At 41.9% G+C, this 24,580-nt stretch carries 23 protein-coding genes and 1 pseudogene; 19 read left to right on the top strand and 5 right to left on the bottom strand.

From position 1 onward, the window contains the following. The first annotated feature begins 47 nt into the window (after positions 1 to 47). A complete protein-coding gene (locus O1D97_RS10800) occupies positions 48 to 356 on the top strand; it encodes a YqfO family protein (RefSeq protein WP_269125511.1) in 309 nt (102 codons plus the stop codon). Here the strand turns inward: O1D97_RS10800 and O1D97_RS10795 are convergent. The 3 genes from O1D97_RS10795 to O1D97_RS10785 all read right to left on the bottom strand — a co-directional run bounded on the left by O1D97_RS10795 (position 346) and on the right by O1D97_RS10785 (position 3,013). Then, a complete protein-coding gene (locus O1D97_RS10795) occupies positions 346 to 900 on the bottom strand; it encodes an NUDIX hydrolase (RefSeq protein WP_269125510.1) in 555 nt (184 codons plus the stop codon). The two genes, O1D97_RS10800 and O1D97_RS10795, sit on opposite strands and share 11 nt — an antisense overlap. Positions 901 to 904: 4 nt before the next feature. Next, a complete protein-coding gene (locus O1D97_RS10790) occupies positions 905 to 2,161 on the bottom strand; it encodes an HlyC/CorC family transporter (RefSeq protein WP_269125508.1) in 1,257 nt (418 codons plus the stop codon). Positions 2,162 to 2,245: 84 nt separating this feature from the next. Then, on the bottom strand, positions 2,246 to 3,013 hold the full coding sequence (locus tag O1D97_RS10785) for a cytochrome C assembly family protein (RefSeq protein WP_269125506.1): 768 nt from the start codon (positions 3,011 to 3,013) through the stop codon (positions 2,246 to 2,248). A 130-nt stretch (positions 3,014 to 3,143) separates the two neighbouring features. Here O1D97_RS10785 and ffh point away from each other — a divergent pair, with 130 nt between their 5' ends. From ffh to O1D97_RS10695, 17 genes and pseudogenes are all read left to right on the top strand, one after another. Beyond that, positions 3,144 to 4,514 (top strand): signal recognition particle protein, encoded by a 1,371-nt coding sequence (gene ffh / locus O1D97_RS10780; protein WP_269125504.1) that lies wholly within the window; start codon positions 3,144 to 3,146, stop codon positions 4,512 to 4,514. Positions 4,515 to 4,710: 196 nt separating this feature from the next. Then, complete coding sequence (rpsP, locus tag O1D97_RS10775) at positions 4,711 to 4,959, top strand: 30S ribosomal protein S16 (RefSeq protein WP_269125502.1); 249 nt, start codon at positions 4,711 to 4,713, stop codon at positions 4,957 to 4,959. 14 nt (positions 4,960 to 4,973) lie between these two features. Then, on the top strand, positions 4,974 to 5,516 hold the full coding sequence (gene rimM, locus O1D97_RS10770; protein ID WP_269125500.1) for a ribosome maturation factor RimM: 543 nt from the start codon (positions 4,974 to 4,976) through the stop codon (positions 5,514 to 5,516). 23 nt (positions 5,517 to 5,539) lie between these two features. Then, on the top strand, positions 5,540 to 6,292 hold the full coding sequence (trmD, locus tag O1D97_RS10765; protein WP_269125498.1) for a tRNA (guanosine(37)-N1)-methyltransferase TrmD: 753 nt from the start codon (positions 5,540 to 5,542) through the stop codon (positions 6,290 to 6,292). 73 nt (positions 6,293 to 6,365) lie between these two features. Next, positions 6,366 to 6,728, top strand: coding sequence for a 50S ribosomal protein L19 (gene rplS, locus O1D97_RS10760; RefSeq protein WP_191601322.1), 363 nt, complete (start codon positions 6,366 to 6,368; stop codon positions 6,726 to 6,728). A 104-nt stretch (positions 6,729 to 6,832) separates the two neighbouring features. After that, a complete protein-coding gene (locus O1D97_RS10755; RefSeq protein WP_269125496.1) occupies positions 6,833 to 7,552 on the top strand; it encodes a thioredoxin fold domain-containing protein in 720 nt (239 codons plus the stop codon). Between the two features lie 149 nt (positions 7,553 to 7,701). Continuing rightward, positions 7,702 to 9,003: a homoserine dehydrogenase gene (locus O1D97_RS10750; protein WP_269125494.1), complete on the top strand. Its 1,302-nt coding sequence runs from the start codon at positions 7,702 to 7,704 to the stop codon at positions 9,001 to 9,003. 11 nt (positions 9,004 to 9,014) lie between these two features. Beyond that, positions 9,015 to 10,400 (top strand): threonine synthase, encoded by a 1,386-nt coding sequence (thrC, locus tag O1D97_RS10745; RefSeq protein ID WP_269125492.1) that lies wholly within the window; start codon positions 9,015 to 9,017, stop codon positions 10,398 to 10,400. Positions 10,401 to 10,532: 132 nt separating this feature from the next. After that, a pseudogene (locus tag O1D97_RS10740) lies at positions 10,533 to 11,248 on the top strand (16S rRNA (uracil(1498)-N(3))-methyltransferase). Positions 11,249 to 11,665: 417 nt separating this feature from the next. Next, on the top strand, positions 11,666 to 13,396 hold the full coding sequence (recJ, locus tag O1D97_RS10730) for a single-stranded-DNA-specific exonuclease RecJ (RefSeq protein WP_428981113.1): 1,731 nt from the start codon (positions 11,666 to 11,668) through the stop codon (positions 13,394 to 13,396). An 84-nt stretch (positions 13,397 to 13,480) separates the two neighbouring features. Then, entirely contained in the window at positions 13,481 to 14,323 is an 843-nt protein-coding gene (folD, locus tag O1D97_RS10725) for a bifunctional methylenetetrahydrofolate dehydrogenase/methenyltetrahydrofolate cyclohydrolase FolD (RefSeq protein ID WP_269125488.1), read from the top strand. 120 nt (positions 14,324 to 14,443) lie between these two features. Continuing rightward, entirely contained in the window at positions 14,444 to 15,034 is a 591-nt protein-coding gene (locus O1D97_RS10720; protein ID WP_269125486.1) for a UPF0149 family protein, read from the top strand. A gap of 38 nt (positions 15,035 to 15,072) precedes the next feature. Then, positions 15,073 to 16,377 carry an aminopeptidase P N-terminal domain-containing protein gene (locus O1D97_RS10715; protein WP_269125484.1) on the top strand — a complete coding sequence of 435 codons (1,305 nt, stop codon included), beginning with the start codon at positions 15,073 to 15,075 and terminating at the stop codon, positions 16,375 to 16,377. Positions 16,378 to 16,416: 39 nt separating this feature from the next. Next, a complete protein-coding gene (locus O1D97_RS10710) occupies positions 16,417 to 17,619 on the top strand; it encodes a UbiH/UbiF/VisC/COQ6 family ubiquinone biosynthesis hydroxylase (protein ID WP_269125482.1) in 1,203 nt (400 codons plus the stop codon). 131 nt (positions 17,620 to 17,750) lie between these two features. Then, complete coding sequence (locus O1D97_RS10705) at positions 17,751 to 18,779, top strand: Fe(3+) ABC transporter substrate-binding protein (RefSeq protein WP_269125480.1); 1,029 nt, start codon at positions 17,751 to 17,753, stop codon at positions 18,777 to 18,779. 29 nt (positions 18,780 to 18,808) lie between these two features. Beyond that, the gene (locus O1D97_RS10700; RefSeq protein ID WP_269125478.1) at positions 18,809 to 20,461 is read left to right on the top strand and encodes an ABC transporter permease; all 1,653 of its coding nucleotides are present in this window, start codon (positions 18,809 to 18,811) and stop codon (positions 20,459 to 20,461) included. A 22-nt stretch (positions 20,462 to 20,483) separates the two neighbouring features. Continuing rightward, the gene (locus tag O1D97_RS10695; RefSeq protein ID WP_269125476.1) at positions 20,484 to 21,554 is read left to right on the top strand and encodes an ABC transporter ATP-binding protein; all 1,071 of its coding nucleotides are present in this window, start codon (positions 20,484 to 20,486) and stop codon (positions 21,552 to 21,554) included. Between the two features lie 16 nt (positions 21,555 to 21,570). Here the strand turns inward: O1D97_RS10695 and O1D97_RS10690 are convergent, their stop codons facing one another. Further along, positions 21,571 to 22,437, bottom strand: a complete 867-nt coding sequence (locus O1D97_RS10690) for an HDOD domain-containing protein (RefSeq protein ID WP_269125474.1) — start codon at positions 22,435 to 22,437, stop codon at positions 21,571 to 21,573. Between the two features lie 106 nt (positions 22,438 to 22,543). On the opposite strand from O1D97_RS10690, the gene O1D97_RS10685 reads away from it, so the two are divergent. Further along, positions 22,544 to 23,740 (top strand): class I SAM-dependent rRNA methyltransferase, encoded by a 1,197-nt coding sequence (locus O1D97_RS10685; protein WP_269125472.1) that lies wholly within the window; start codon positions 22,544 to 22,546, stop codon positions 23,738 to 23,740. Between the two features lie 109 nt (positions 23,741 to 23,849). Here the strand turns inward: O1D97_RS10685 and O1D97_RS10680 are convergent, their stop codons facing one another. Next, entirely contained in the window at positions 23,850 to 24,506 is a 657-nt protein-coding gene (locus tag O1D97_RS10680; RefSeq protein WP_269125470.1) for a histidinol-phosphatase, read from the bottom strand. Positions 24,507 to 24,580: the final 74 nt, after the last annotated feature.

Genomic DNA, 24,580 nt, shown 5'->3' with positions numbered 1-24,580 from the left:
TAGGTGAATGGTAGAATTTTGCAAAATGATTGTTAGGAACGAGTGCCATGTATTCTTTAGTATTTAATGTCCCTGTAACGCATGTAGAAACGGTAAAAAATGCTATTTTCGCTGTGGGTGGGGGGGCCATGGATGGGTATGAAAACTGTTGTTGGCAAGTGCTTGGAGAAGGGCAGTTTATGCCTGGGGCCGCATCGAATCCATTTTTAGGAAAACGTGGCGAGCTTTATAAAGTGGAAGAGTATCGTGTGGAAATGGCGATTTCAAAAGAGCTTAAAGATGTGTGTGTGAAGGCGCTAAAAGAAAGTCATCCTTACGAAGTCGCGCCTTACTTTTTGGTGGAAATTATTCTTTAAGTTGCTGAGACTGAGTTGGAAAAATGGTGTCTTCATGGAAATCAAAGGCGCCTTTTTTAATGTCTTCTAGATAGAACTCTAGAGTTTTACTAACACTACTAAAGGCAATGTCATCCCATGGAATGTCGTCATATTCGAACAGTTCGACTTCTGAACTTTCTTCGGTAGGGTGAAAGTCGGCTTTTGGTAAAGTGGCAAGATAAAATAAGTGGACCTGATTAATGTGTGGGATACTGATCATACTAAACGCTGGACCACAAATGGCGTGTGAGCCACTTTCTTCGAGAGTTTCTCTGAGAGCGCCTTCTTTTGTGGTTTCTTGGTTCTCCATAAAGCCGGCAGGCAAGGTCCAGTAGCCGAACCTTGGTTCAATGTTTCTTTTACATAGCAGTACTTTATTTTCGAAAATCGGTAGTGTACCGGTAATGACGTTTGGGTTGTCATAGTCAATGTGTTCGCAATGAGGGCAAACCGCCCTCTCTCTGTTGTCACCAGGAGGGATTTGAAAGTTCACCTTTGTACCGCAGTTAGGACAAAAACGCATGCAATTACCTTCTGAGCCTCAATTTGGCGTATTTCACAACCTTGTCTTCGATTTCCAAGATTTCAATTAAATAATTCCCCACTTTTAACCCTATTGGATGTTCTGGAATTAATTCTAGGGTTTCAATAATCAAACCATTTAGTGTTTTTGGGCCATCGGTAGGAAGGTGCCAATTTAACGTTTTGTTGATTTCTCTGATGTGGATTGTGCCTTCTATTCTGAAAGAGCCATCATCCAGTGTTTTGATTTCATCTTCTTCGTTTTCTGTTGGCGGAGTGAATTCACCTACAATTTCTTCTAAGACATCTTCTAAGGTGGCTATGCCTTGAACATCGCCATATTCGTCGACGACTAGCCCCATTTGTTGATGGCCTTGCTGGAAATTTAACAAGACCGTATTTAATGATGTACTTTCAGGGATGAAATAAGGTTCAACCGTAGCTTTTAGCAAGGCGGCTTTTGTTGGTACTTCTTCTCTTAGAAAAACCGCCGCGTGACGAGCGTGTAGAATACCGATGACTTTATTTATTTCACCGCTATAAACGGGCATACGCGTGTGTCTTGATTGGCATATTTGATCGATAATTTCTTCTATGTCATCTTCAATATCAATACCAATGACTTCATTTCTTGGAATCATGATGTCTTCAACAGAGACTTTTTCCAGATCCAGAATAGACAATAACATTTCTTGGTGAGCTGCAGGAATAAGGCCACTGGCTTCATTCACTATGGTTCTGAGTTCTTCGGTACTGATGTTGTCCTGATTACCTTGATTGGCATGTACGCCAAAGATTCTTAACAAACCGTTAGACATCATGTTGACCACAACTACCAATGGGTAGAGGATTTTTAACAGGATATTTAACACCCAAGACGCTGGAAATGCGATTCTTTCTGGATGAATGGTTGCCAGTGTTTTAGGAGTGACTTCTGCAAAAATCAGAATAACTAGCGTCAGCGCTCCGGTGGCAATTACCACCCCTGTGTCACCCCAAATGCGGACAGCAATGATGGTTGCAATCGCTGATGCGAGAATATTAACAAAGTTATTACCAATGAGGATGACACCGATCAATCTGTCCGGTCGCTCAAGCAATTCACTTACTTTAATCGCTGAGCGGTGTTTGCTTTTCGCCAAATGCTTGAGTCGGTATTTATTAACCGACAGCATTCCTGTCTCGGAGCTAGAGAAAAACGCGGAAAGAATAATAAGAAAAAATAGTATTCCACCGAGAATACTTAAGGGGACATCGTTCAAAAAAATTAAGCCTTCTAAAGTTAAGAATGTTGATTATTAGTCGTTTCAAAGCATGCTGTCAAACGCTGATCGGAACTAATTTAATTATCGATACATAAATTGCAAAACGATTGAGCTTCCAAAATAGCCAAGCATCAACAATACAAAGCCTCCAAGGGTTAATTTTACCGCATGCTGTCCTCTCCACCCAATAAAGTGATGTCCTGCTAATAATCCCGCAAAAACACACCAGGAAGCGATAGTAAAGACTGTTTTGTGTACTAACTTCTGTGCAAAAATGTCGTCAATAAAATAAATGCCAGTAATAATAGTGACCGTAAGTAGAATGAAAGCCGCCCAGATAAATTCAAACATCAGATCTTCAAGTACCTGTAACGGAGGAACTCGTAATAGCTGCCTTAAATGATGATGCTTTAATTGGTACTCTTGCAATGCCAATAATATGGCAATGCCGCAAGCGGCAGTAAATAAGCTGTAGGCGACTGCCGCAATGAGTATGTGTATTGAGGTGCCAACGGATTGACTGTGCAAAGAATGTAATGCAAATGGCTCTATCGCATTGAGCATCAACATAATAGCAGATAGAGGGAACGCAAAGGTAAGCAGTAGCGAAAGATCTTTGTTTCGATTACTAAACCAAAGCAGTAAACTGCCAATGACAGCGATGAGTGAGCCTATGGTAAGGAAGTCGAATCCATCTTTTGTATTAAACAGTAATATCAGGGCAGCCGTGCTGACCACTATGGTAGTCGCGCCAATGAGTTGAGAGGCCTTGTGTGCCGGCCGGTAAAAATAGCTCGCTCCAGCAAAAAGGGAGAATATACTTGCTAGCCAAAGTGCGATCTGAGTCATGAATCTCAATAGTCCATTCAGTAAAGGTATAGGGTGATAATAATTTATCCGCTATAATAGGGGCAATTCAACATTGGATAAACCATGATCTTGGTTTTTTTCCGTATAGAACACAAATTTTGGGGTTGTTATGTTTGATAATTTATCTGATCGTTTAACGTCGTCCTTGGATCGAATCCGCGGCCGCGCTAAATTAACAGAAGACAATATACAAGAAGTATTGCGTGAAGTCCGTATGGCATTGCTTGAAGCGGATGTTGCTTTGCCGGTTGTAAAAGACTTTATTGGGAATGTAAAAGAACGCGCTATCGGTACAGAAGTCAGTAAAAGTCTGAGTCCTGGACAAGTGTTCTTGAAAATTGTTAAGCAAGAACTAGAGAAAGTGATGGGGGAAGCGAACGATGAATTGAATCTGCGTGCGGCTTCTCCTGCCGTGATCTTACTCGCAGGTCTACAAGGGGCGGGTAAAACGACTTCGGCCGCCAAATTGGCTCGATTCCTAAAAGAGCGCCAGAAAAAATCGGTATCGGTTGTCAGTGCGGATGTTTATCGTCCAGCGGCGATCAAACAACTAGAAACCTTAGCGAATGAAGTTGGGGTGGGCTTTATCCCAAGTGATATTTCGCAAAAACCGATTGATATTGTTAATAACGCCATTGATGTAGCGAAAAAATCCCATAAAGATGTATTGATTGTTGATACCGCCGGTCGTTTAGCCATTGATGAAGACATGATGGCAGAGATTAAAGCGCTTCACGCTGCGATTAATCCTGTTGAAACCTTATTCGTTGTTGATGCCATGACGGGGCAAGATGCGGCGAATACGGCTAAGGCTTTTGGTGATGTGCTACCGCTTACGGGTGTGATACTAACGAAAACGGATGGTGATGCCCGTGGCGGTGCTGCTTTGTCTGTTCGTCATATTACTGGTAAGCCGATTAAATTCTTAGGTGTTGGTGAAAAAACCACGGCATTAGAACCTTTCCATCCAGACCGTTTAGCGTCGCGAATCCTTGGTATGGGTGACATGCTTTCTTTGATAGAGGAAGCTGAACAAAAAATTGATAAAGACAAAGCTCAAAAACTGGCCGGTAAACTGCAAAAAGGCAAAGGCTTTGATCTTGAAGATTTTAAAGAACAGTTACAGCAAATGAAAAATATGGGTGGCATGGGAGCTATGCTAGATAAGCTTCCCGGTATGGGCGGACAAATGGCCAACATCCAGGATAAAGTGAATGATAAAATGTTTATTCAAATGGAGTCTTTGATTAATTCAATGACCCCAGCTGAGCGTCGTAATCCAGATGTTATTAATGGATCACGGAAAAAACGTATTTCTGCCGGTGCGGGTTTACAGATACAAGATGTGAACCGTTTGTTGAAACAGCATAAGCAAATGCAGAAAATGATGAAGAAATTTAGTTCTAAATCGGGTATGAAAAAAATGATGCGCGGTTTGGGAGGAATGATGCCTGGTGCTGGTGGATTCCCTAAAATGTAGGTTTTAAGGTGTTTTGGGCAATATGAATGCTTAATTCGAGCTTTAATTTTGAAAATTTGTTGGAAAAAACAGCAGAAGCGGTCAAACGCCTCTTTTGTTTTCTCTTGATATCAACTAGAATATGCCGCCTTCTTGATCTATGGCTCAAATTTGCCGATGCAAGAGGTGTTTCGTTAAGCAATAAGGAACCAATAATATGGTAACTATTCGTCTTTCTCGTGGAGGCTCTAAAAAGCGTCCTTTCTATCACTTGAACGTGGCTGATAGCCGTTGTGCTCGTGATGGTCGTTATATCGAGCGTCTTGGTTTCTTTAACCCAGTTGCTCGTGGTCAAGAAGAGCGTTTACGCATCGATTTAGATCGCGTTAACCATTGGGTATCTCAGGGTGCTCAACTATCTGACCGTGTTGCTAAGCTTGTAAAAGATGCTAGCAAAACCGCTTAATTATTGAGGTAGGTATGTCTAAAAATAAACAAGCCGCTCCTGAGCAACCGCTTGTTGTTGGACGCATCACTTCGGTCTTTGGCGTGAAAGGGTGGGTGAAGTTATATTCACACACCGATCCAATGCAGGGAATCTTTGATTACCCGAATTGGTGGTTGAAAACCGCTAGCGGTTGGAAATCGATTGAATTGAACCAAGGCCGCCTACAAGGGCGTGGCTTGGTGGCAGCGGTAAAAGGTTATAACGATAGAGATCTTGTAAAAGAAATCTGCGGTATGGATGTTTATATCGATGCAAGCAATCTGCCAGATCTTGACGATGGTGATTATTACTGGAGTCAACTGGAAGGATTGAAGGTCATCACCAAAGAGGGTGTCCTCTTAGGTAAAGTTTTTCAGATGATGGAAACAGGTGCAAATGATGTACTTGTTGTTCGAGCTTGTGAAGGCAGTTTTGATCGTGAAGAGCGTTTGCTCCCTTACGTGCCGAATCAATATGTTTTAAGTGTTAACTTAGAGCAGAAAGAGATGGTCGTAGATTGGGATCCAGGGTTTTAACGATTATTTTGTAAGGGTTAAATGTGCGGGTAAGTGTTATTTCACTGTTTCCTGAAATGTTTCAAGCTATTACCCATTATGGGGTAACAGGGCGAGCTGTTAAATCAGGTCTAGTTGAAATAGACTTTTTAAACCCTCGTGATTTTACTCATGACAAGCATAAGACCGTTGATGATCGACCTTATGGTGGTGGTCCAGGGATGTTGATGAAAGTTCAACCCCTGAACGATGCAATTGAAGTGGCTCGTAATAAGTTACCCAATGCAAAAGTTATTTATCTGTCCCCTCAAGGGCGTACACTGACGCAGGACGGTGTGCAACACCTAGCTAAACAAGCAGAATTAATTCTGGTAGCTGGGCGTTATGAAGGCGTTGATGAGCGTTTGATTCAATCTCAAGTTGATGAAGAATGGTCTATCGGTGACTTTGTGTTAAGTGGTGGCGAGTTGCCGGCAATGGTTCTAATGGACTCTGTGTTTCGTATGATTCCAGATGTATTGGGACACAAAGCATCCGCAGAGGAAGATTCGTTTTCCGATGGGTTGTTGGATTGCCCGCATTATACTCGACCGGAAGTATTAAATGAGACGCCTGTACCGTCTGTACTACTTAGCGGGAACCATGAGGAGATCAGACGCTGGCGATTAAAGCAAAAGCTCGGAAGAACTTTGTTGCGCCGGCCAGACCTCTTGCAAGACCTTGAGTTGGACAAGGAACAGCAAGAGTTGTTGAAAGAGTTTATTCACGAAACCGAAGATTCAACCTCGGCAGAGTAGGAATTGTGAACTTATCAGAGTGGAAGATACATCTTCCACTTGGTAAGAAACCAAATCATTGGGAGTCAAATCCATGAGCAGCAAAACATTAATTATTCAGCAGCTTGAAGCTGAACAAATGACAAAAGAAATCCCGGCCTTCGGACCAGGTGACACTGTTGTTGTTCAAGTTAAAGTTAAAGAAGGTACGCGTGAGCGTCTACAGGCCTATGAAGGTGTTGTAATCGCGAAACGTAACCGTGGTCTTAACTCTGCTTTCACTGTTCGTAAAATTTCGAACGGTGTTGGTGTTGAGCGTTCTTTCCAGACTTACAGCCCATTAGTTGACAGCATTGCTGTTAAGCGTCGTGGTGATGTTCGTCAAGCGAAAATCTACTATCTTCGTGATCGTTCTGGTAAATCAGCACGTATCAAAGAGAAGTTGGCAAAACGCTAAGATCTCATTTGAAAAAAGGCAGCTTCGGCTGCCTTTTTTTATGGAACTTACTTCTTGTTTTATGGCCTAATGATACTTAATTTACGCCTAAGGATTAGAAGTCTATGAAACACATTATTTCAAAAGCATGCAAGGTGCTTTTTATTAGCGCCACTGTTGCCTCTCTTTCTGTTTTTGCTGCTCCTGAAGATTTAGTTCGTTCTTCTATCCAGGCGGCGATACCTCAATACCCTATCGAATCCATTAAGTTACATGAAGGCACCGGTCTTTATGTTGTTTCATTGGGCGGTGGCCCGGTTTTACATGTGAGTACGGATGGTAAATCTTTTATTGCGGGAGATGTCTATCGTGTTGAAACGAATGGCATCGTGAATGAAACAGAGCTCGCAAAAATACAGCAAGTAGAAGATATGCCATTGGATCAAATGGTGGTTTACCCTGCGAAGGGAGAAGAAAAGGCTCATATTTCGGTCTTTACGGATGTCGATTGTGGTTACTGTCGGATGCTGCATAAAGAAGTAACGGCATTAAATGAAAAGGGGATTACGGTGCGCTATTTAGGCTTTCCCCGTGCCGGTACAGGGTCGGCTGCACATGCAAAGCTGATTAGTATTTGGTGTTCTGATGACCCTCAAAAATGGATGACAGAAGCGAAACTTGGCAAAGTTGTCCCGACATCAAATTGTGAGAATCCCATTGCTGAGCAATATCAGTTAGGGCAAGCCGTAGGCGTTCGAGGAACACCTAGTATCGTTTTAAGCAATGGCAAGTTTATTCCTGGCTATTTACCGGCTGACGAACTTGCGAAAGAGCTTGGTTTATAAATAAAGCTGAAAAAAATCTAATAAGTTGGCTTTAACTGGTTAACTCGGCTTTAGGTTTGGACTTTACTGACGGTATAATGTTTTTACTTAAGTTGACTGCGATTCAATCAATTTAAACTATTTTTTAAGCATCTCTGTGGGGTACTATTTTGAAACCGGTAAAAGTCGGCATTTGTGGGTTAGGAACCGTAGGTTCTGGAAGCTTTAATATCCTTCGAAATAACGCGGAAGAAATTACACGTCGTGTTGGTCGTAGTATTGTTATTGAGCAAGTGGGTGCTCGTCGTGATAACGATATGTGTGACTTAACAGGTGTAAATGTAACGCGTGATATTTTTGATGTGGTTGCTAATCCTGAGATTGACATTGTAATGGAGCTCATTGGCGGAACAACGATTGCCAAAGACTTAGTATTACAAGCCATTGAAAATGGGAAGCATGTCGTTACGGCTAATAAAGCATTGATTGCTGAGCATGGTAATGAGATTTTTGCTAAAGCCCAAGAAAAAGGCGTCATGGTTGCTTTTGAAGCAGCGGTTGCTGGCGGTATTCCAATTATTAAGACCATAAGAGAAGGTCTTTCAGCAAACCGCATTGATTGGTTAGCGGGTATCATTAATGGTACTGGTAACTTTATTATGACAGAGATGAGCGAGAAGAATCGTCCATTTTCTGATGTATTAGCGGAAGCTCAGGCTTTGGGTTATGCCGAAGCCGATCCGACCTTTGATGTTGAAGGGATTGATGCTGCTCATAAGTTAACGATCCTTGCTTCTATCGCATTTGGTATTCCTTTGCAGTTTGAAAAAACCTATACCGAAGGCATAAGTAAAATCACCGCCGAAGATGTCGGTTTTGCAAAGGATCTTGGTTATAGCATTAAGCATCTTGGTATTGCTCGACGAACGGATCAAGGTATTGAGCTGCGTGTTCATCCTACTTTGATTTCGAAAAAACAGTTGCTCGCTAATGTTAATGGTGTGATGAATGCCGTTATGGTGAAGGGGGATGCTGTTGGTCCAACACTCACTTATGGCGCAGGCGCAGGCGGACTTCCAACCGGTTCTTCTGTTATTGCAGATGTGATTGATGTGGCGAGAACATTAACGGCTGACCCTGATAACCGAGTTCCTCATTTAGCCTTCCAAGCGAATTCGCTATCTGATTTACCTGTGCTGCCTGTTGAAGAAATCGAAAGTGGCTATTTCTTAAATATGAGCATCGAAGATAAAGCTGGTGTGTTAGCCAATATTACTCAGATTTTGTCTAAAAATGGTATTAGCATTGAATCATTGATTCAACGCGAAAGAGAGGGTAGTGATTTAGTGCCTTTGGTAGTGATGACGCACATTGTGAAAGAGCGCAATATGAACGCGGCTATTACTGAAATTGAGGCTTTATCTGATATCTCAGGTAAAGTGCAACGTATCCGTGTAGAGCATTTAGCGTAGGAAAATTGGTTATGAAATATATTTCTACTAGAGGAAAAGCACCAGCACTTTCTTTTGGCGATGTATTATTGGCTGGACTGGCAAGTGATGGCGGCCTTTATGTGCCTGAGACGCTCCCGACTTTCTCTCAAGAGGAAATCGCTTCTTGGTCTGGACTAAGCTATCAGGAATTGGCTTTTAATATAATGTACCCATTTGTTGAAGGCGATATTCCAGCGGCTGCATTTAAAGAGATGATTAACGATGCTTATGCAGGTTTCAATCATTCCTCTATCGCACCAATGGTTCAAACTGATACGAATGAATGGATCCTTGAACTGTTTCGTGGTCCGACATTAGCATTTAAGGATTTTGCCTTACAACTGCTTGGTCGCTTGATGGATTATGTACTGACAAAACGCCAAGAGAAATTGGTTATTTTGGGGGCAACATCGGGTGATACTGGATCGGCTGCCATTGAAGGTTGTCGTCATTCTGATCATTTGAAAATCTTTATTTTACACCCTTATCAGCGAGTGTCAGAAGTTCAGCGTCGTCAAATGACAACAGTAATTGATGATAATGTGTTTAATATTGCTGTGAAGGGCAATTTTGATGATTGCCAAGGTATGGTTAAAAACAGTTTTGCGGATCAGTCTTTCTTGCAAGGAGCGAAACTGGGGGCGGTAAATTCAATTAATTGGGCCCGTATTATGGCTCAGATTGTTTATTACTTCTCTTCTGCTCTTTCTGTTGGTGCGCCGGCGCGTAAGGTGTCTTTCTCTGTTCCAACGGGTAATTTTGGTGATATTTTTGCGGGTTATCTAGCGAAAAAAATGGGATTGCCAATAGATCAATTGGTTGTTGCGACTAACCAAAATGACATTTTGCACCGTGTAATATCTGAAAATGATATGAGTCGTCAATCGTTGAATGTTACCTTGTCTCCTAGTATGGATATTATGGTTTCTAGTAACTTTGAGCGTTTATTGTTTGATGCTCATGGGCGTAATGGTGCTGAGATTGATGATCTGATGACTCGCTTTAATGCAGGTGATGTTTCTCTAAGCGATGACGCTTGGTCCTTTGTTAAAAGTCACTTTGACAGTTATAAAGTCGATGACAGCCGTACCTGTGAAGTTATTAAGCAAGTATTCGATGAGACTCAATACCTTTTAGATCCTCATACGGCCATTGGTTTAGATGCGGCGCGTACGTGTTGGAAAGATAAATCGATTCCTATGATTACGTTGGCGACAGCGCACCCGGTGAAATTCCCTGAAGCGGTTGAAAAAGCGGGGTGTGTTTCTCCGGTTCTTCCTGATCATATGAAAGACTTATTTGAACGTGAAGAGTCTTATGATGTGCTTGATAATGATTTAAGTGCTGTGCAGCGCTTTGTTACTGAAAGACTATAGAATAAGGTACTGATTTTTCCTTGTTCTACTAAACGGCAAGTTGCTTATAAAGTAACTTGCCGTTTGTTTTTCTGCTATTGATCGGTGATTGCGCTTACATAATTTAATGTAAAACCAGATGAGAAATGAAACTTGAATATTGTTTTATTTGATGAAACCCAAAAAATTAATGACGACGTTTTTCAGCTTACAGAGCAGCAGTCGAAGCATATTCATTCTGTTATTAAGATGCAGGAAGGGGCTCGTATTCGGATTGGTCTGCTAAACGGTAATATGGGGTATGGTACATATTTAGGCAAAGAAGCGGCGAGTATTGAAGTAGTGTCATTGGATCAAGCTCCACCCAAAGCGCTGCCATTAACATTAGTTCTGGCATTGCCACGACCAAATATGTTGAAAAGAACCCTTTTGAATATCACCAGTATGGGGGTAAAAAATATAGTTATAGTGAATTCGGCTAAAGTAGAAAAAAGCTATTGGCAGTCTCCTGTTTTGGAATACAGTAATCTACAGGGGATACTAAGGGAAGGATTGGAACAAGCTAAAGATACGCTGCTGCCGTCGTTACAATTGATACCTAGATTTAAACCATTCGTTGAGGATATATTACCAAGAATGTTGTCTGGTAAGCGCGGTTTATTAGCCCACCCTTATAATGCGAGTGTTTGCCCTGTTGCACTAACGGAACCGTCAATTTTAGCGATTGGCCCTGAAGGGGGTGGAACGAATTTGAGGTGGAAAAATGGCGTGAAGCTGGTTTTGAACAAGTGCATCTAGGTGATCGTATACTAAAAGTTGAAACGGCTGTGCCTACCTTGTTATCACGTTTGTATCCAGCTGGGCTTTAATGTCTTTTGCTGTTAGCCCTTCTTGTTCAGACTGCGATATAGGTCATAAACCGAAAATGCAAAAAAAGCGCTACCTAAGATAAGGTCGATGACACTGGATTTTTGAATGCCCAGCACGATTAGAAATAAACCAAGAGCCGCAAAGATTATTTTTAAAACCATAGTACTTCAAATAGAATAAGTGCCATTAAAAAACCCGCAGGTCGAAAATAAATCTCGAAATACGGGCTAGAGGTATACACAGAGAACTACAATTTGCACTGCAGCGCTTGTGTAGGTCTTCCAAGTTAAAGCTCCAACGTGTGTTTGTCAAATTAATCGTTCTTTTTTTGAGCGGAATTAAATAGAAGTGAGCCGTTTAGGGTTTATTTTGGCTATTTATAAGCTTAGTTGTTACGTAATTTTGGGGAATAAACATTGATAAAAAAACACATAAAACAACGTCAGATCGACGTTTCGTTTGCGCCTTTTTCTCAGCGTTACCCTTTAACTTTACAGAAAATTTTGTATTCAAGAGGGGTTCGATCTGATGAAGAGTTAGGTTATCGTTTGCACTCCCTGTTACGTCCTGAGCCACTTAAGGGCGTAAAGATGGCCGCGGTTCTGTTGGCAAATGCGATTGAAGCTGGTGAGCGAATTTTAATTGTTGGTGACTTTGATGCGGATGGTGCAACCAGTACTACACTAGGGATTCTTGCGTTAACGGCGATGGGTGCCATCGATCCAGAATACCTAGTACCGAATCGGTTTGAATATGGTTATGGGTTGACTCCTGAAATTGTTGAGGTTGCGGAGCAAAGAAAGCCAGACCTTTTGATGACAGTAGACAATGGCATTTCCAGTATTGATGGTGTCGCGGCGGCTAAATCATTAGGCATGACAGTGGTGGTTACTGATCACCATTTACCTGGAGATGAAACGCCAAATGCCGATGCGATAGTGAATCCTAATCAGCGAGGTTGCGAGTTTCTCAGCAAGTCTATGGCTGGCGTGGGCGTGGTCTTTTATCTAATGAGTGCATTAAGGGCTGAATTAAGTGCTCGAAAATGGTTCACAGCGCAGCATATTAAAGAACCTAAAATGGCTGATTATTTAGATCTTGTGGCGTTAGGTACGGTGGCTGATGTGGTGTCCCTAGACGCTAATAATAGGGTCTTGGTGTATCAAGGTATTCAGCGAATTCGTGCCGGTCTAGCGCGACCGGGTATTCTGGAATTGCTGACTATTGGTGGGCGTGATTACACGCAAATTAAGGCTTCAGATTTAGGATTTGTGGTTGGTCCTCGACTGAATGCGGCTGGAAGACTAGATGACATGTCTGTCGGTATTGAGTGTTTATTGAGTGAAAGTAATATACATGCAAGGTCGATTGCGCAGAAGCTTGATCAATTGAATCGTGAAAGAAAAAGTATTGAGTCGGATATGAAAGCTCAGGCCGAGTTCGTTTTGCAAGACCTCTTAGAGGAGACAAACTTGCCAAACGGGGTGTGCTTTTATGATCCAGAATGGCATCAAGGTGTTATAGGCATTCTGGCATCAAGAATGAAAGACAAGTGCTATCGACCAGTCATTGCATTTGCTCGGGCAGACGGAGGGGTTATTAAAGGTTCTGCTCGTTCTATTCCTGGGTTGCACATTCGAGATGCATTGGATGTTATTGCTAAGCGTTCTCCTGACTTGTTAAGTAAGTTTGGTGGGCATGCTATGGCTGCAGGGATGAGTATTCAAGAAGAAGATTATTCACGCTTTTCTAAAGCATTTGATGAGGTTGTTACTGAACTCGTTAGTGAGGATCAGTTAGAGGCACGTATTGTGACCGATGGTCATTTGTCTCCGGAAGACTTTAGTTTAAGTTTTGCGGAATTAATTCGGAACAGTGGCCCTTGGGGGCAGAATTTTCCAGAACCTATTTTTGATGGAGAATTTGAGATACTACAACAGCGAATTGTAGGTGAAAAACATTTAAAACTCTTAGTAAAAGAACCTCAATCTGATCTCTTATTAGACGCCATCGCGTTTTTCACTGATCTAGATGAATGGCCTAATTCGGCACAAAGAGCGCGTCTTGTGTATAAATTAGAAATTAATGAGTTCAGAGGTCAGCGTAATCTACAGTTATTAGTGGATTATATTGAAGCAATTCACTGACATTGGCTGCGGCATTGGGAATATTTACGCTATAATGTTGCTCCCTCATTCATCCACCTTATTTTTTGCAGGAGTTATTTTGTCATGACTGCACTGGTTCTTGATGGCAAGCATTGTGCCGCGGAAACTGAAACTCGTTTGAAAGCACAAGTTGCTGAATTAAAAAGTCGTACTGGCGGAACCCCTATTTTGGCAACCATACTTGTAGGTGGCGATCCAGCTTCTGCAACATACGTTAAAATGAAAGGTAACGCTTGTCGACGTGTTGGTATGGACTCTATGGCAATTGAATTGCCTGAGCAAACCACCACAGATGAGTTACTTTCTCAAATAGAAACACTTAATAATAACCCTGATGTCCATGGGATCTTATTACAGCATCCTGTTCCTCCACAAATTAACGAACGCGTTTGTTTTGATGCTATTGCGGCCCATAAAGACGTTGATGGTGTTACTTGTTTAGGTTTCGGACGTATGGCAATGCAAGAGCCTGCTTATGGAGCCGCTACTCCAGCTGGTATTATGCGTTTGCTTGAAAACTATGATATTGATCTTGAAGGTAGGCATGTTGTGGTTGTTGGCCGTAGTCCGATTTTAGGTAAGCCAATGGCGTTGATGATGCTGAATGCGAATGCTACTGTCACTATTTGTCACTCACGCACGAAAAACTTACCTGAATTAGTTAATCAGGCGGATGTGATTGTGGGAGCTGTGGGTCGACCAGAGTTAATCAAAGCATCTTGGATTAAAGATGGCGCCGTTGTTGTGGATGCTGGTTACCACCCTGGTGGTGTTGGTGACATTGAGTTAGCGCCTTTGCTAGAAAGAGCCTCTGCTTATACACCAGTACCTGGTGGTGTTGGGCCAATGACGATTAATACTTTGATTTTACAAACATTAGAATCTGGCTTGAAGCATTTGAGCTAATCTTAATGTATTGTGAATCAGCACTGCATGCCTATAATCTTTGGGTGATGTATTGACGAAAAGCCGCTGTTTTGCGGCTTTTCACTTTCTATTTTTATTTTGTAATTAGGTTGATTTTCCATGTCTACGGAAGTATTAAAAGAGGCTTTAGATTTTGATCTGTTAGCTGATGTTTTTGTCACTGAATCTATTTCGGCGTCGCCTGCTGAGCTACACGGTCAACTGTGTGGATACCTCGCTTCTGGTGTGAGTTTACCTTTGGAAGATTGGTTAGTTATGGTGGTTGAGTTTTGTGATATTGAATCATGGAAAGAAGACCAAAGCCGCGAAGCCATTGTTGAGTTGTATACCTCTACTTTGAGTTTGTTTCAAAATGGAGAATATGGATTAGTGCCTGCGATTGCAGATGAAGATGCACCCTTAAGTGAGCGAGGTGTTACCTTAGCGCAATGGTCTCATGGTTTTTTAGCGGGTTATGGCCTATCAGGTAGAAAGGATCACTTATCTGATGAAACTAAGCAGGTGTTAAAAGACTTTGCGAATGTGTCGGCGATGCAGTTAGAGATGCAAGACCTAGAAGATAATAATGATAATGAAACGGATTTGACTGAATTAGTAGAATACGCACGTCTATCGGCCATGATGCTGTATTCTGAGCATCACGATGTTAAGCCTGATGCAGAGCAACAAAATAATAACAGAGTTCACTAATATCGCTTTATTAAGACATAATGATGCAGGATAAACTTATGACGAAACTATCAAATACGCGCTATCAATCACGTCGTGCTCAAGTAATGGCAACGTTGCCTAAGGGGGCCGTCGTTGTACTGAGAGCAGGAAGTTTATGTACTCGGAACAGTGATTGTGAATATGAGTTTCGTCCTAATAGCCACTTCTTTTATCTGACTGGTTTTCCTGAATCAGATGCTTGTCTTATTATTGGGGCAGATGGCGTCTCTCATTTATTCTCATTACCTAAAGACATTGAGAAAGAGCAGTGGGAAGGGTTTCGTTATGGAGATAATGCGACCGATGTATTTGGATTTGATAAGGTACATCCCCTAGCGCATCTAGACACTGTCGCGTTATCCCTTCTTGATGGCGCATCGGCCGTGGTGTTTCCATTTGAAGATGCGCTGTTAAATGAGAAAGTCATGTCTTGGCGTTCAACACTTTCTAAAAGAGCGAGAGCCGGAGCCATTGCTCCAACAGTGATTCGAGATCTTGTACCGATTTTATCCGAAATGCGATTGATTAAAGACGATGAAGAAATTGCCCTAATGGAAAAGGCGGCTCAAATCAGTGTTCAAGCCCATAGAGCGGCGATGCAAAATGTGAAACCAACTATGATGGAATATCAATTGGAGGCGGAATTAAATTATCACTTCATGAAGTCTGGATCGCGCCATCTAGCGTATAACAATATTGTGGCATCGGGTGTGAATGCGTGTACTTTACATTACATTAATAACCAAGATGAGATTCGCGATGGCGACCTCGTTTTAATTGATGCAGGTTGTGAACTAGGGTGTTATGCCTCTGATATTACTCGTACTTTTCCGGCAAATGGTCGCTTTAGTGAGCCTCAAGCCGCCCTCTATCAAGTGGTTTTGGATGCGTATTATGCTGGTTTTGCCAAGCTCAATGTCGGTGAAGCTTATGAGTCATGTCATAACGCTGCAGTGGAAACCATTACCGCAGGTTTGATAAAGCTTGGATTGTTAAAAGGCGAGCTTAAAACCTTGATAGAGAGCAAGGCATATCGAGCATTTTATATGCATAATACCGGACACTGGTTAGGTTTAGACGTGCATGATGTAGGTGCTTATAAAATAGATGGTGAGTCAAGACCATTAAAAGCGGGGATGACACTAACGTTAGAACCGGGCATTTATGTTTCAAAAGATAATATGGATGTCGCTGCTAAGTGGCGAGGTATTGGCATTCGTATCGAAGACGACATTGTTATTACTGAGCAAGGTCCTTATGTTTTAACACATGGATTACCAAAAGAGATTTCAGAAATTGAATCACTTGTGACAACCGGTTGAGATCAAGAATATTTATAGTTGATTAGGGGAAGCGTAGGAATGGCAAATAAATACGATGTGGCTGTGATTGGCGCAGGTATGATTGGCAGTTTGACTGCGTCTCTACTCGCTCAAAATAATCTATCGGTTGCTCTCATTGATCCGTCTAATGGATGTATCACACTTTCCTCTCCGCCTTGTTATGATACTCGGGTGAGTGCGATCTCCGCCGCCTCACAAGCGTTAATAGAAAAAGCCGATGTTTGGCATAGAATTCCGAAAGATAGGCTATTGCCTTATCGAAAAATGGATGTTTGGGATGGGCTTGGAACGAGCAATATTCAATTTCAAGCAGAGACTCTAGGTGTCCCTGCTCTGGGATGCATGGTTGAAAATGCCGTGTTAAGTGACGCATTGAATAAAAAAAATGATTCATTACATAAGATACATGCCTATTTCGGTGAGAAAGTAGTTAAATTTCAGCATCAGGATGATCTCATTGCAATAACCTTGTCATCGGGTAAGAAAATTCAGTCACAGCTCATGATCGCCGCAGACGGTGCACATTCTTTTGTACGAAAGGAGGCTGGATTTGTGTGTCGAGAATGGGATTATGGGCATAATGCCATAGTATCCACCATTGAAATTGATCGCTCTCACGAAAATACGGCCTGGCAGGCGTTTGGAGATGAAGGTATTTTAGCGTTTTTGCCCTTACCAAGTGTAGCTGGTCGATATTTCGCTTCGATCGTCTGGTCTGTGCCACCAAAGGAGTCTGAGCTACTCTGCTCTCTGGATGAAGCGGGTTTTTGTCAACGATTAAGTTATGCACTTTCGGAACGCTTTACTGTTTTGGCCGAGCTTTCATCAAGGCAGTCGATTCCTTTAAAGCAGCGCCATGCAACGGAATATGTTAAAGATCGAATTGCCTTAGTAGGAGACGCCGCACACACGATACATCCTTTAGCGGGTCAAGGCGCCAACATTGGTTTCGCGGATGTTAAGGCATTGGTTGATGTGGTTAGTAATGCCTATAAACGTGAAGATGATATTGGTCGTAGTATTGTTTTAAGGCGTTATCAAAGAGCTAGAATGCTTAACAATTTGCAAATGACAGCAGGAATGGAAACTTTTAAGAGATTGTATGCAACACAGACGCCTCTTATTGTTCAAATGCGCAACCTTGGAATGAATTTCATTAATCACAACAGTACCATAAAACGTCTGGTGGTTGATCGTGCTTTTGGTGATCGTAAAGCTTAAGTAAATTATCTTTGTAAACCCATAAAAAGTCAGATTTTCATGGGTTATTGATTAAAAGTCATTGGTAATGGTAATTGTTTTCATTTATAGTCTGGTTATTGTTTTAGATTACTTTTGAAGGTGAATATTCTATGAAAAAAACAGTGTGCTCTCTTTCTATACTTGCTGCTACAAGTGTGATTGCTACTCAGGCGTTTGCTTCTAATGAAGTGAATTTATACTCGGCTCGTCAAGAGTCTTTGATTTTGCCATTACTGGAAAACTTCACTGAAGATACGGGTATCGCAGTGAACTTAATCACAGGTTCAGACGATCAATTATTAAGACGTTTACAAGTAGAAGGCGATGCAAGTCCTGCGGATCTTTTCATTACAGTAGACGCAGGTCGTTTACATAGAGCAAAAGAAGCGGGTGTTCTGCAACCGGTTGAAAGTGATGTTTTAAATGAAAAAGTTCCAAGTAATTTAAAAAACTCTGATAACTATTGGTATTCTTTATCACAACGTGCGCGAGTTATCTTTTATGCTAAAGACCGTGTTGATCCAGCGGAGTTGTCTCGATATGAGAACTTGGCTGACTCAAAATGGAAAGGAAGATTATGCATTCGCTCTTCTGGTAACATCTACAACCAATCTTTAGTCGCTTCCATGATTGAAGTTGATGGCGCCGCCAATACTCAAGAGTGGATTAACGGATTGGTAAAAAACTTTGCTCGTCCTCCAGTCGGTGGTGATACGGATCAACTAAAAGCAGTTGCCGCTGGCGAGTGTGATATTGCGGTTGCTAACACCTATTATTTCGGTCGTTTAGTAAATAGTAAAAAAGCAGAAGATCGTGCAATAGCGGAAAAACTCGGTTTGTTCTGGCCTAACCAAGGTAAGGGTGATCGTGGGGCTCATGTCAATGTGAGTGGTATTGGTGTAACGGCGTCTTCAGAAAATAAAGAGAATGCGGTTAAATTAATAGAATATCTTTTGTCGGATAAGTCACAAACTTGGTATGCTGAAGTGAATAACGAGTATCCAGTCGTGAGAGGGAATCCTTTCCCTACGTCATTGGTTAAGTATGGCGAGTTTAAATCAGACCAGCTTAACTTAACTAAATTAGGTGAAAATAACCGCCAAGCCGTTGAGATGATGGACATTGCTGGTTGGAAATAACCTTAAAAGTGTTTAAGTGTTGAGAAAACATGTCGAATAATGTGTTAACTGCCAATTCAGGAAAAACTGGAAATGGCTGGCTAAAGGGCGTATCAATCGCCCTTTCTGTCGTTCTAGCGTTGCCTATTTTAGTGATTTTAAGCCATGTTGTTTTAGGTGATGCCTCTGTTTGGCACCATCTAGTTGACACTGTGTTATTTGGCTACATTGCTAATTCTCTTTATCTGATGGGAGGTGTAACGTTTGGGGTTCTGCTATTAGGGGTTCCTACGGCTTGGCTGACCAGTGTTTGCGTTTTTCCTGGACATAAATGGATTGCCATTGCACTCTTACTGCCGCTTGCGGTTCCCGCCTATATCATTGCCTATACTTATACTGGGCTATTTGATTACGCTGGACCGATTCAAACCTTTATTCGGGATATGACTGGGCTAGGTTATGGAGAGTATTGGTTCTTTAAAGTACGCTCCTTGCCTGGAGCCATCGTTATGTTATCTTTGGTGCTGTATCCCTATGTTTACTTGATGGCACGATCGGCTTTTTTAGAGCAATCCTCCAATACCTTAGAGGTGAGCCGCACACTAGGTTACAGCAATCGAAAGGCGTTTTTCAAGCTGGGGTTACCTTTAGCAAGACCGGCTATTGTGGCAGGTGTTACACTCGCATTAATGGAAACATTAGCGGATTACGGTACCGTACAGTTTTTTGGCGTGAATACCTTCACTACAGGAATATTTCGCACTTTTTATGGTTTCGGCGATGCCGTTGCAGCCTCCCAACTGGCTTCTATATTGTTGGTTTTCGTGACGATTTTGATCGTTCTTGAGCGTTATTCTCGTAGGAAGATCCGTTATCACTCTTCAGGTCTAAGCAAGGTGAGTAATCGTAAAATTCATTTGCAAGGGCGTTATGGAATAGGGGCCTTAATTTTTTGTCTGGTACCTATTTGCTTCGGCTTCTTATTTCCGGTCTTACAACTGGCGTATTGGGCCTTTTTTGATTCAATAGGTCTGGATAAAAGCTTTTTCAAATTGGCTTGGAACTCCTTGTCTTTAGCTTTCATCGCTTCTTTATTGACAGTGTCTTGTGCGTTACTTTTAGCCTATGCAAGCCGTTTATTTCCTAGTAAATCAGTTGACACTGCAGTCTCTGTTTCTGGTTTAGGTTATGCTCTTCCTGGAACCATTATTGCGATTGGCGTGATTATTCCTTTTGCTTGGTTAGATCATCAAATTATTGATGCCGTGAAAGCCTTGACCGGTGACAAGATCGGTTTGTTAATGTCAGGTACAATCTTTGCGTTATTGTTTGCTTATGTAGTCCGTTTTATGGCGGTTTCTCTGGGAGCGGTACAGAGCGGCTTAGGGAAAATAAAACCCAGCTTGGATATGGCTGGACGTTCTTTAGGACTAACGCCGGTAGGGGTATTGAAACAAATACATGTGCCTTTGCTTCGAGGGTCTGTGCTCACCGCGCTATTGATTGTTTTTGTTGATGTGCTGAAAGAATTGCCGGCTACATTAATCCTGAGGCCTTTTAATTTTAATACTTTGGCGGTAAGAGCGTTTGAGTTGGCCTCTGATGAACGACTAGCCGATGCCGCGCCAGCTTCCCTTATGATCGTCTTAGTAGGGCTTATTCCTGTGATATTACTCAGTCGTTCAATTGCGTCCAGAACTTAAATTCATATAGAGATTTATATTAATGACCTCATCATCTTCGACAGCCGTATCTGAATTATCTATTAAGAATGTCTCTATTGCGTATGATGATATACAGATTATAAAAGAGGTAAGCTTTTCTCTAAAAGAAGGTCAGATAGGGTGTTTACTTGGCCCAAGTGGCTGCGGAAAATCTACCTTATTACGCGCGATTGCAGGCTTTGAACCACTTGCTGAAGGTGAGATTCATATTGATGGTGAGTTATTTGCTTCCACTTCCTATTCATTGCCCCCCGAACAGAGACAGTTTGGTATGGTATTTCAAGATATTGCTTTATTCCCTCATCTCACCATTTTTGAAAATATTGTCTTTGGAATTAAGCATTGGAGTAAACAAGAGCAAATTGAGCGGGTGTCTTATTTGCTAGAGTTAGTTGGTTTATCTGGCTATGAAACTCGTTATCCTCATTCTCTCTCCGGTGGTCAGCAGCAGCGCATCGCATTGACCAGAGCGATGGCTCCTAAACCTAGATTGCTGTTAATGGATGAGCCTTTTTCAGGGCTGGATACTAAATTGAGAGAAGAGCTTGTTCCTGAGATTCGTCAAATCTTATTACAAGAAAAGATGAGTGCTATTTTAGTAACTCATGATCAGCTGGAGGCCTTTGCGATGGCGGATCAAGTTTCAGTTATGAGTGATGGCTATATACATCAAACTGGTTCTGCCTATCAAATTTACCATAAACCGAATACTCGTTTTGTGGCGAGCTTTATTGGTCATGGTGATTTTCTAGCCTCGGTTGTCTGTGGAGATGATTGTGTTCATTCAGATCTAGGTGAGATAAAAGGGCATGCGCCTCATGGTTATGATGCTGGAGAAAAAATAGATCTATTGGTTCGTCCAGATGATATTTTGCATGATGATGAGAGTAACTTTAAAGGGTTAATTGTCAATAAATGGTTTAGAGGATCGCACTTCTTGTATCGGGTTCGATTGCCCTCAGGAAAAGTCGTGTATTGTTTTGCGTCATCTCATCATGATCATTCCGTAGGACAGCGAATTGGTCTTTCAGTCCATTTAGATCATCTTGTGCTGTTCCCAAGAGAATCTTGATGGACTGTTTTGCCCTCTAACCAAGTCCTATGCCTTGTTCATGGCAGGCCTCAACAATCCCTTCAAAATCATATTGAGTGAGCTCTAGGTGTTCTAGGGCATACTCTGATATTTTGTCCCACTCATAATCTATTTGAGCTTTACCTATGATTTTATAGGTCCCAGAAATATGTTCTGCCATTTTTAAGATGGACGAAAATGTTAGCGTGCTTTTATCGCCCGCAATGCGCTCTTGGAAAAGTTGCTCGGTTCTATGGTGATGAGCAATGACATGACAGCTACTCTTTGGTAGGACCCATGATTTTGATAAATAGTATCCAACAACGGAATGGTTCGTTTTAAAGTGTTGATTCTCATTGTTTGTAAGTTCAAAGTTTGGGTCTTGGTATGACTCTTCTAAGACGTCATTGTAATCTTTAAAGCGCATCATCATTAATGGTATGCCCGCGTTATGGAACAACCCCAGAGAGTAGCATTCATCTTGGAAGCGAAATCCAATTTGTTGGGCGATACTGGCACTGACAGCAGCAACGTCCATCGCATTATCCCAAAAGTCATGTAAGGATTGAATAGAATCATCAGACAGCTGACTTTTAATTGATAAGCCGTTAATGATATTAGAAATACTGCTGATTCCGAGCATCATAACGGCTTGTTTGATTGACGAAACCTTTCGAGGAAGGCCGTAATAAGATGAATTAATCAACTTTAAAATAGCAGCAGACAAGCCGACATCTCGAGAAATAATGCTTGCTATACGATTTAAATCTGGGTCAGGCATGGCCTGTTCCATGTGTAAATCGACCATTACCTGAGGCTGTGGAGGGATGGTTATACCTTGTAGGATTCGGTTTAATTGCGATTCGGTGATTTCAGTGGACATTCTGACCCTTTTAATTGTACAAATATTCAATAAAGTTGGTGTTTTGCATTAGCAAAAGGCAGTTGAGTAACTATAATAGCTTCTTTTACTATGTTAGGTGATTATTTTGAGTGTTATACGACTAAAAGGTCAAGCAGATCGACGTTTACGCGCTGGACATCAATGGGTATACAGTAATGAAATCAATACTACTGCAACGCCATTAAAGCAATTTTCTGCAGGTGATCAAGTCGTGGTCGAAGCCGCGAATGGTAAAGCACTCGGTATGGCGACGATTAACCCTAACACATTGATCTGTGGTCGACTATTTAGTCGTGAGGTTGGCGCTGTATTAAATAAATCATTGCTTATTCATCGCCTAAAAATCGCGTTGTCATTGCGTGAAATGGCGTATAAAGGTCCCTACTATCGTTTGGTTTTTGGGGATTCCGATGGTTTGTCAGGCCTAGTAGTTGACCGTTTTGGCGATGTCTTAGTTGTACAGATATCTACAGCCGGTATGGAACGCGTTAAACAAGACATTATAGATGGTTTGATCGAAGTGATTAAACCTGAAGCGATTCTGATGAAAAATGATGGCAAAATGCGTACGGTCGAAGGGTTAGACTCTTATGTTGAGGAAGTATACGGCACCGTTCCTCAAGAAGTCTTCATTCAAGAGAATGGCGTATTATTCCAAGTACCTGTGTGGGATGGGCAAAAAACAGGCTGGTTTTATGATCATCGTGAAAATCGCAAAACCATGCAGGGTTTTTGTGATGGCAAACGGGTTTTGGATGTTTTTTCATATATTGGTGGTTGGGGAGTGCAAGCAGCGTTTGCTGGTGCGACGGATGTTACCTTTATCGACGCATCAGAAAGTGCGCTGAGTCATGTAGAAGCAAATTTACAGCTGAATCAATATGAAGGGCACTCATCACTAATGAACGGCGATGCGTTTGAGGCGATGCAATCTTTAATCGCTGATAAAGAGCGTTTTGATGTGGTGGTGATGGATCCGCCTGCGTTTATTACCCGTCGCAAAGATATTAAGGCTGGAGAAGGGGCTTATCATAGAGCCAATCAGTTGGCTTTGCGCCTTGTTGCGAAAGGAGGCGTGTTAGTCACAGGCTCTTGCTCTATGCACTTACAAGAGTCACGTTTACACGATATTATTCGTAGTAACACTCGCTCCTTAGAGCGCTTTTCACAGTTGATTTATCGTGGAACACAGGCACCAGATCATCCGGTGCATCCATCGATAGAAGAAACGGAATACTTAAAGGCACTTTTCTATCGGGTCCATAACAATATGGGACTGTGATTGACAGTGTTTTGATATAGAAACAAAAAAACGCCTTCTCGTTATTTATCAAAGAGCGAGAAGGCGTTTTTTGTCTGATGATATGACGGCAAAAATCGATAGATTGATCTTAATCTCTTAGAGAAATATGCGGCCATCCTCTTTTTGCCGCCGTATCTGTAAGTACCTTGTCGGCATCAACGGCAACGGGATGCTCTACGAGTTCGAGTAAAGGTAGATCATTATGAGAGTCACTGTAGAAGTAACTTCCCTCAAGAGAGAGACCGCTTTCTTCTAACCAGTGGTTCAAACGAGTGACCTTGCCTGACTGGAAGCTTGGAATACCAACGACGTTACCCGTATAGCGACCATCGATGACTTCAGGAATTGGCGCTATGATATCGTCCATACCTAACATCTCGCTAATGGGGCCTGTAACAAATTGATTCGTGGCCGTAATGATCAATAAGAAATGACCTTTTTGGCGATGATCCTCAATGAGATTTAAGGCTTTCTGATGTACCATAGGTTGTATTTTTTGATGCATGAATTTTTGATGGAGCAAGTTCAGTTCTTCAGAAGAGAAGCGGCTTAAGGGCGCCAAGCTAAAAGAGAGATATTCATGAATATCTAGGGTACCCGCAACGTAATCTTGGTAGAACCGATCGTTCGCTTGCTTATACACATCTACGTCGACCAATTTTTCTTCTACTAGAAACTGTCCCCAACTGTAGTCACTGTCTCCTTCTAAAAGTGTTCCATCTAAATCAAATATCGCAAGTGTCACGTTTCGTCTCCAATTGTTGCAAATATGTGGAAGTATAATGACCTTATGGAGAAATAACACCAGTGTTAATTGTT

It is taken from the genome of Marinomonas phaeophyticola (assembly GCF_026966905.1).
Classification (GTDB): Bacteria; Pseudomonadota; Gammaproteobacteria; order Pseudomonadales; family Marinomonadaceae; genus Marinomonas; species Marinomonas phaeophyticola.
Note: the sequence above shows the minus strand (reverse complement) of the source record. Positions and strands in the feature narration are given on the sequence as shown.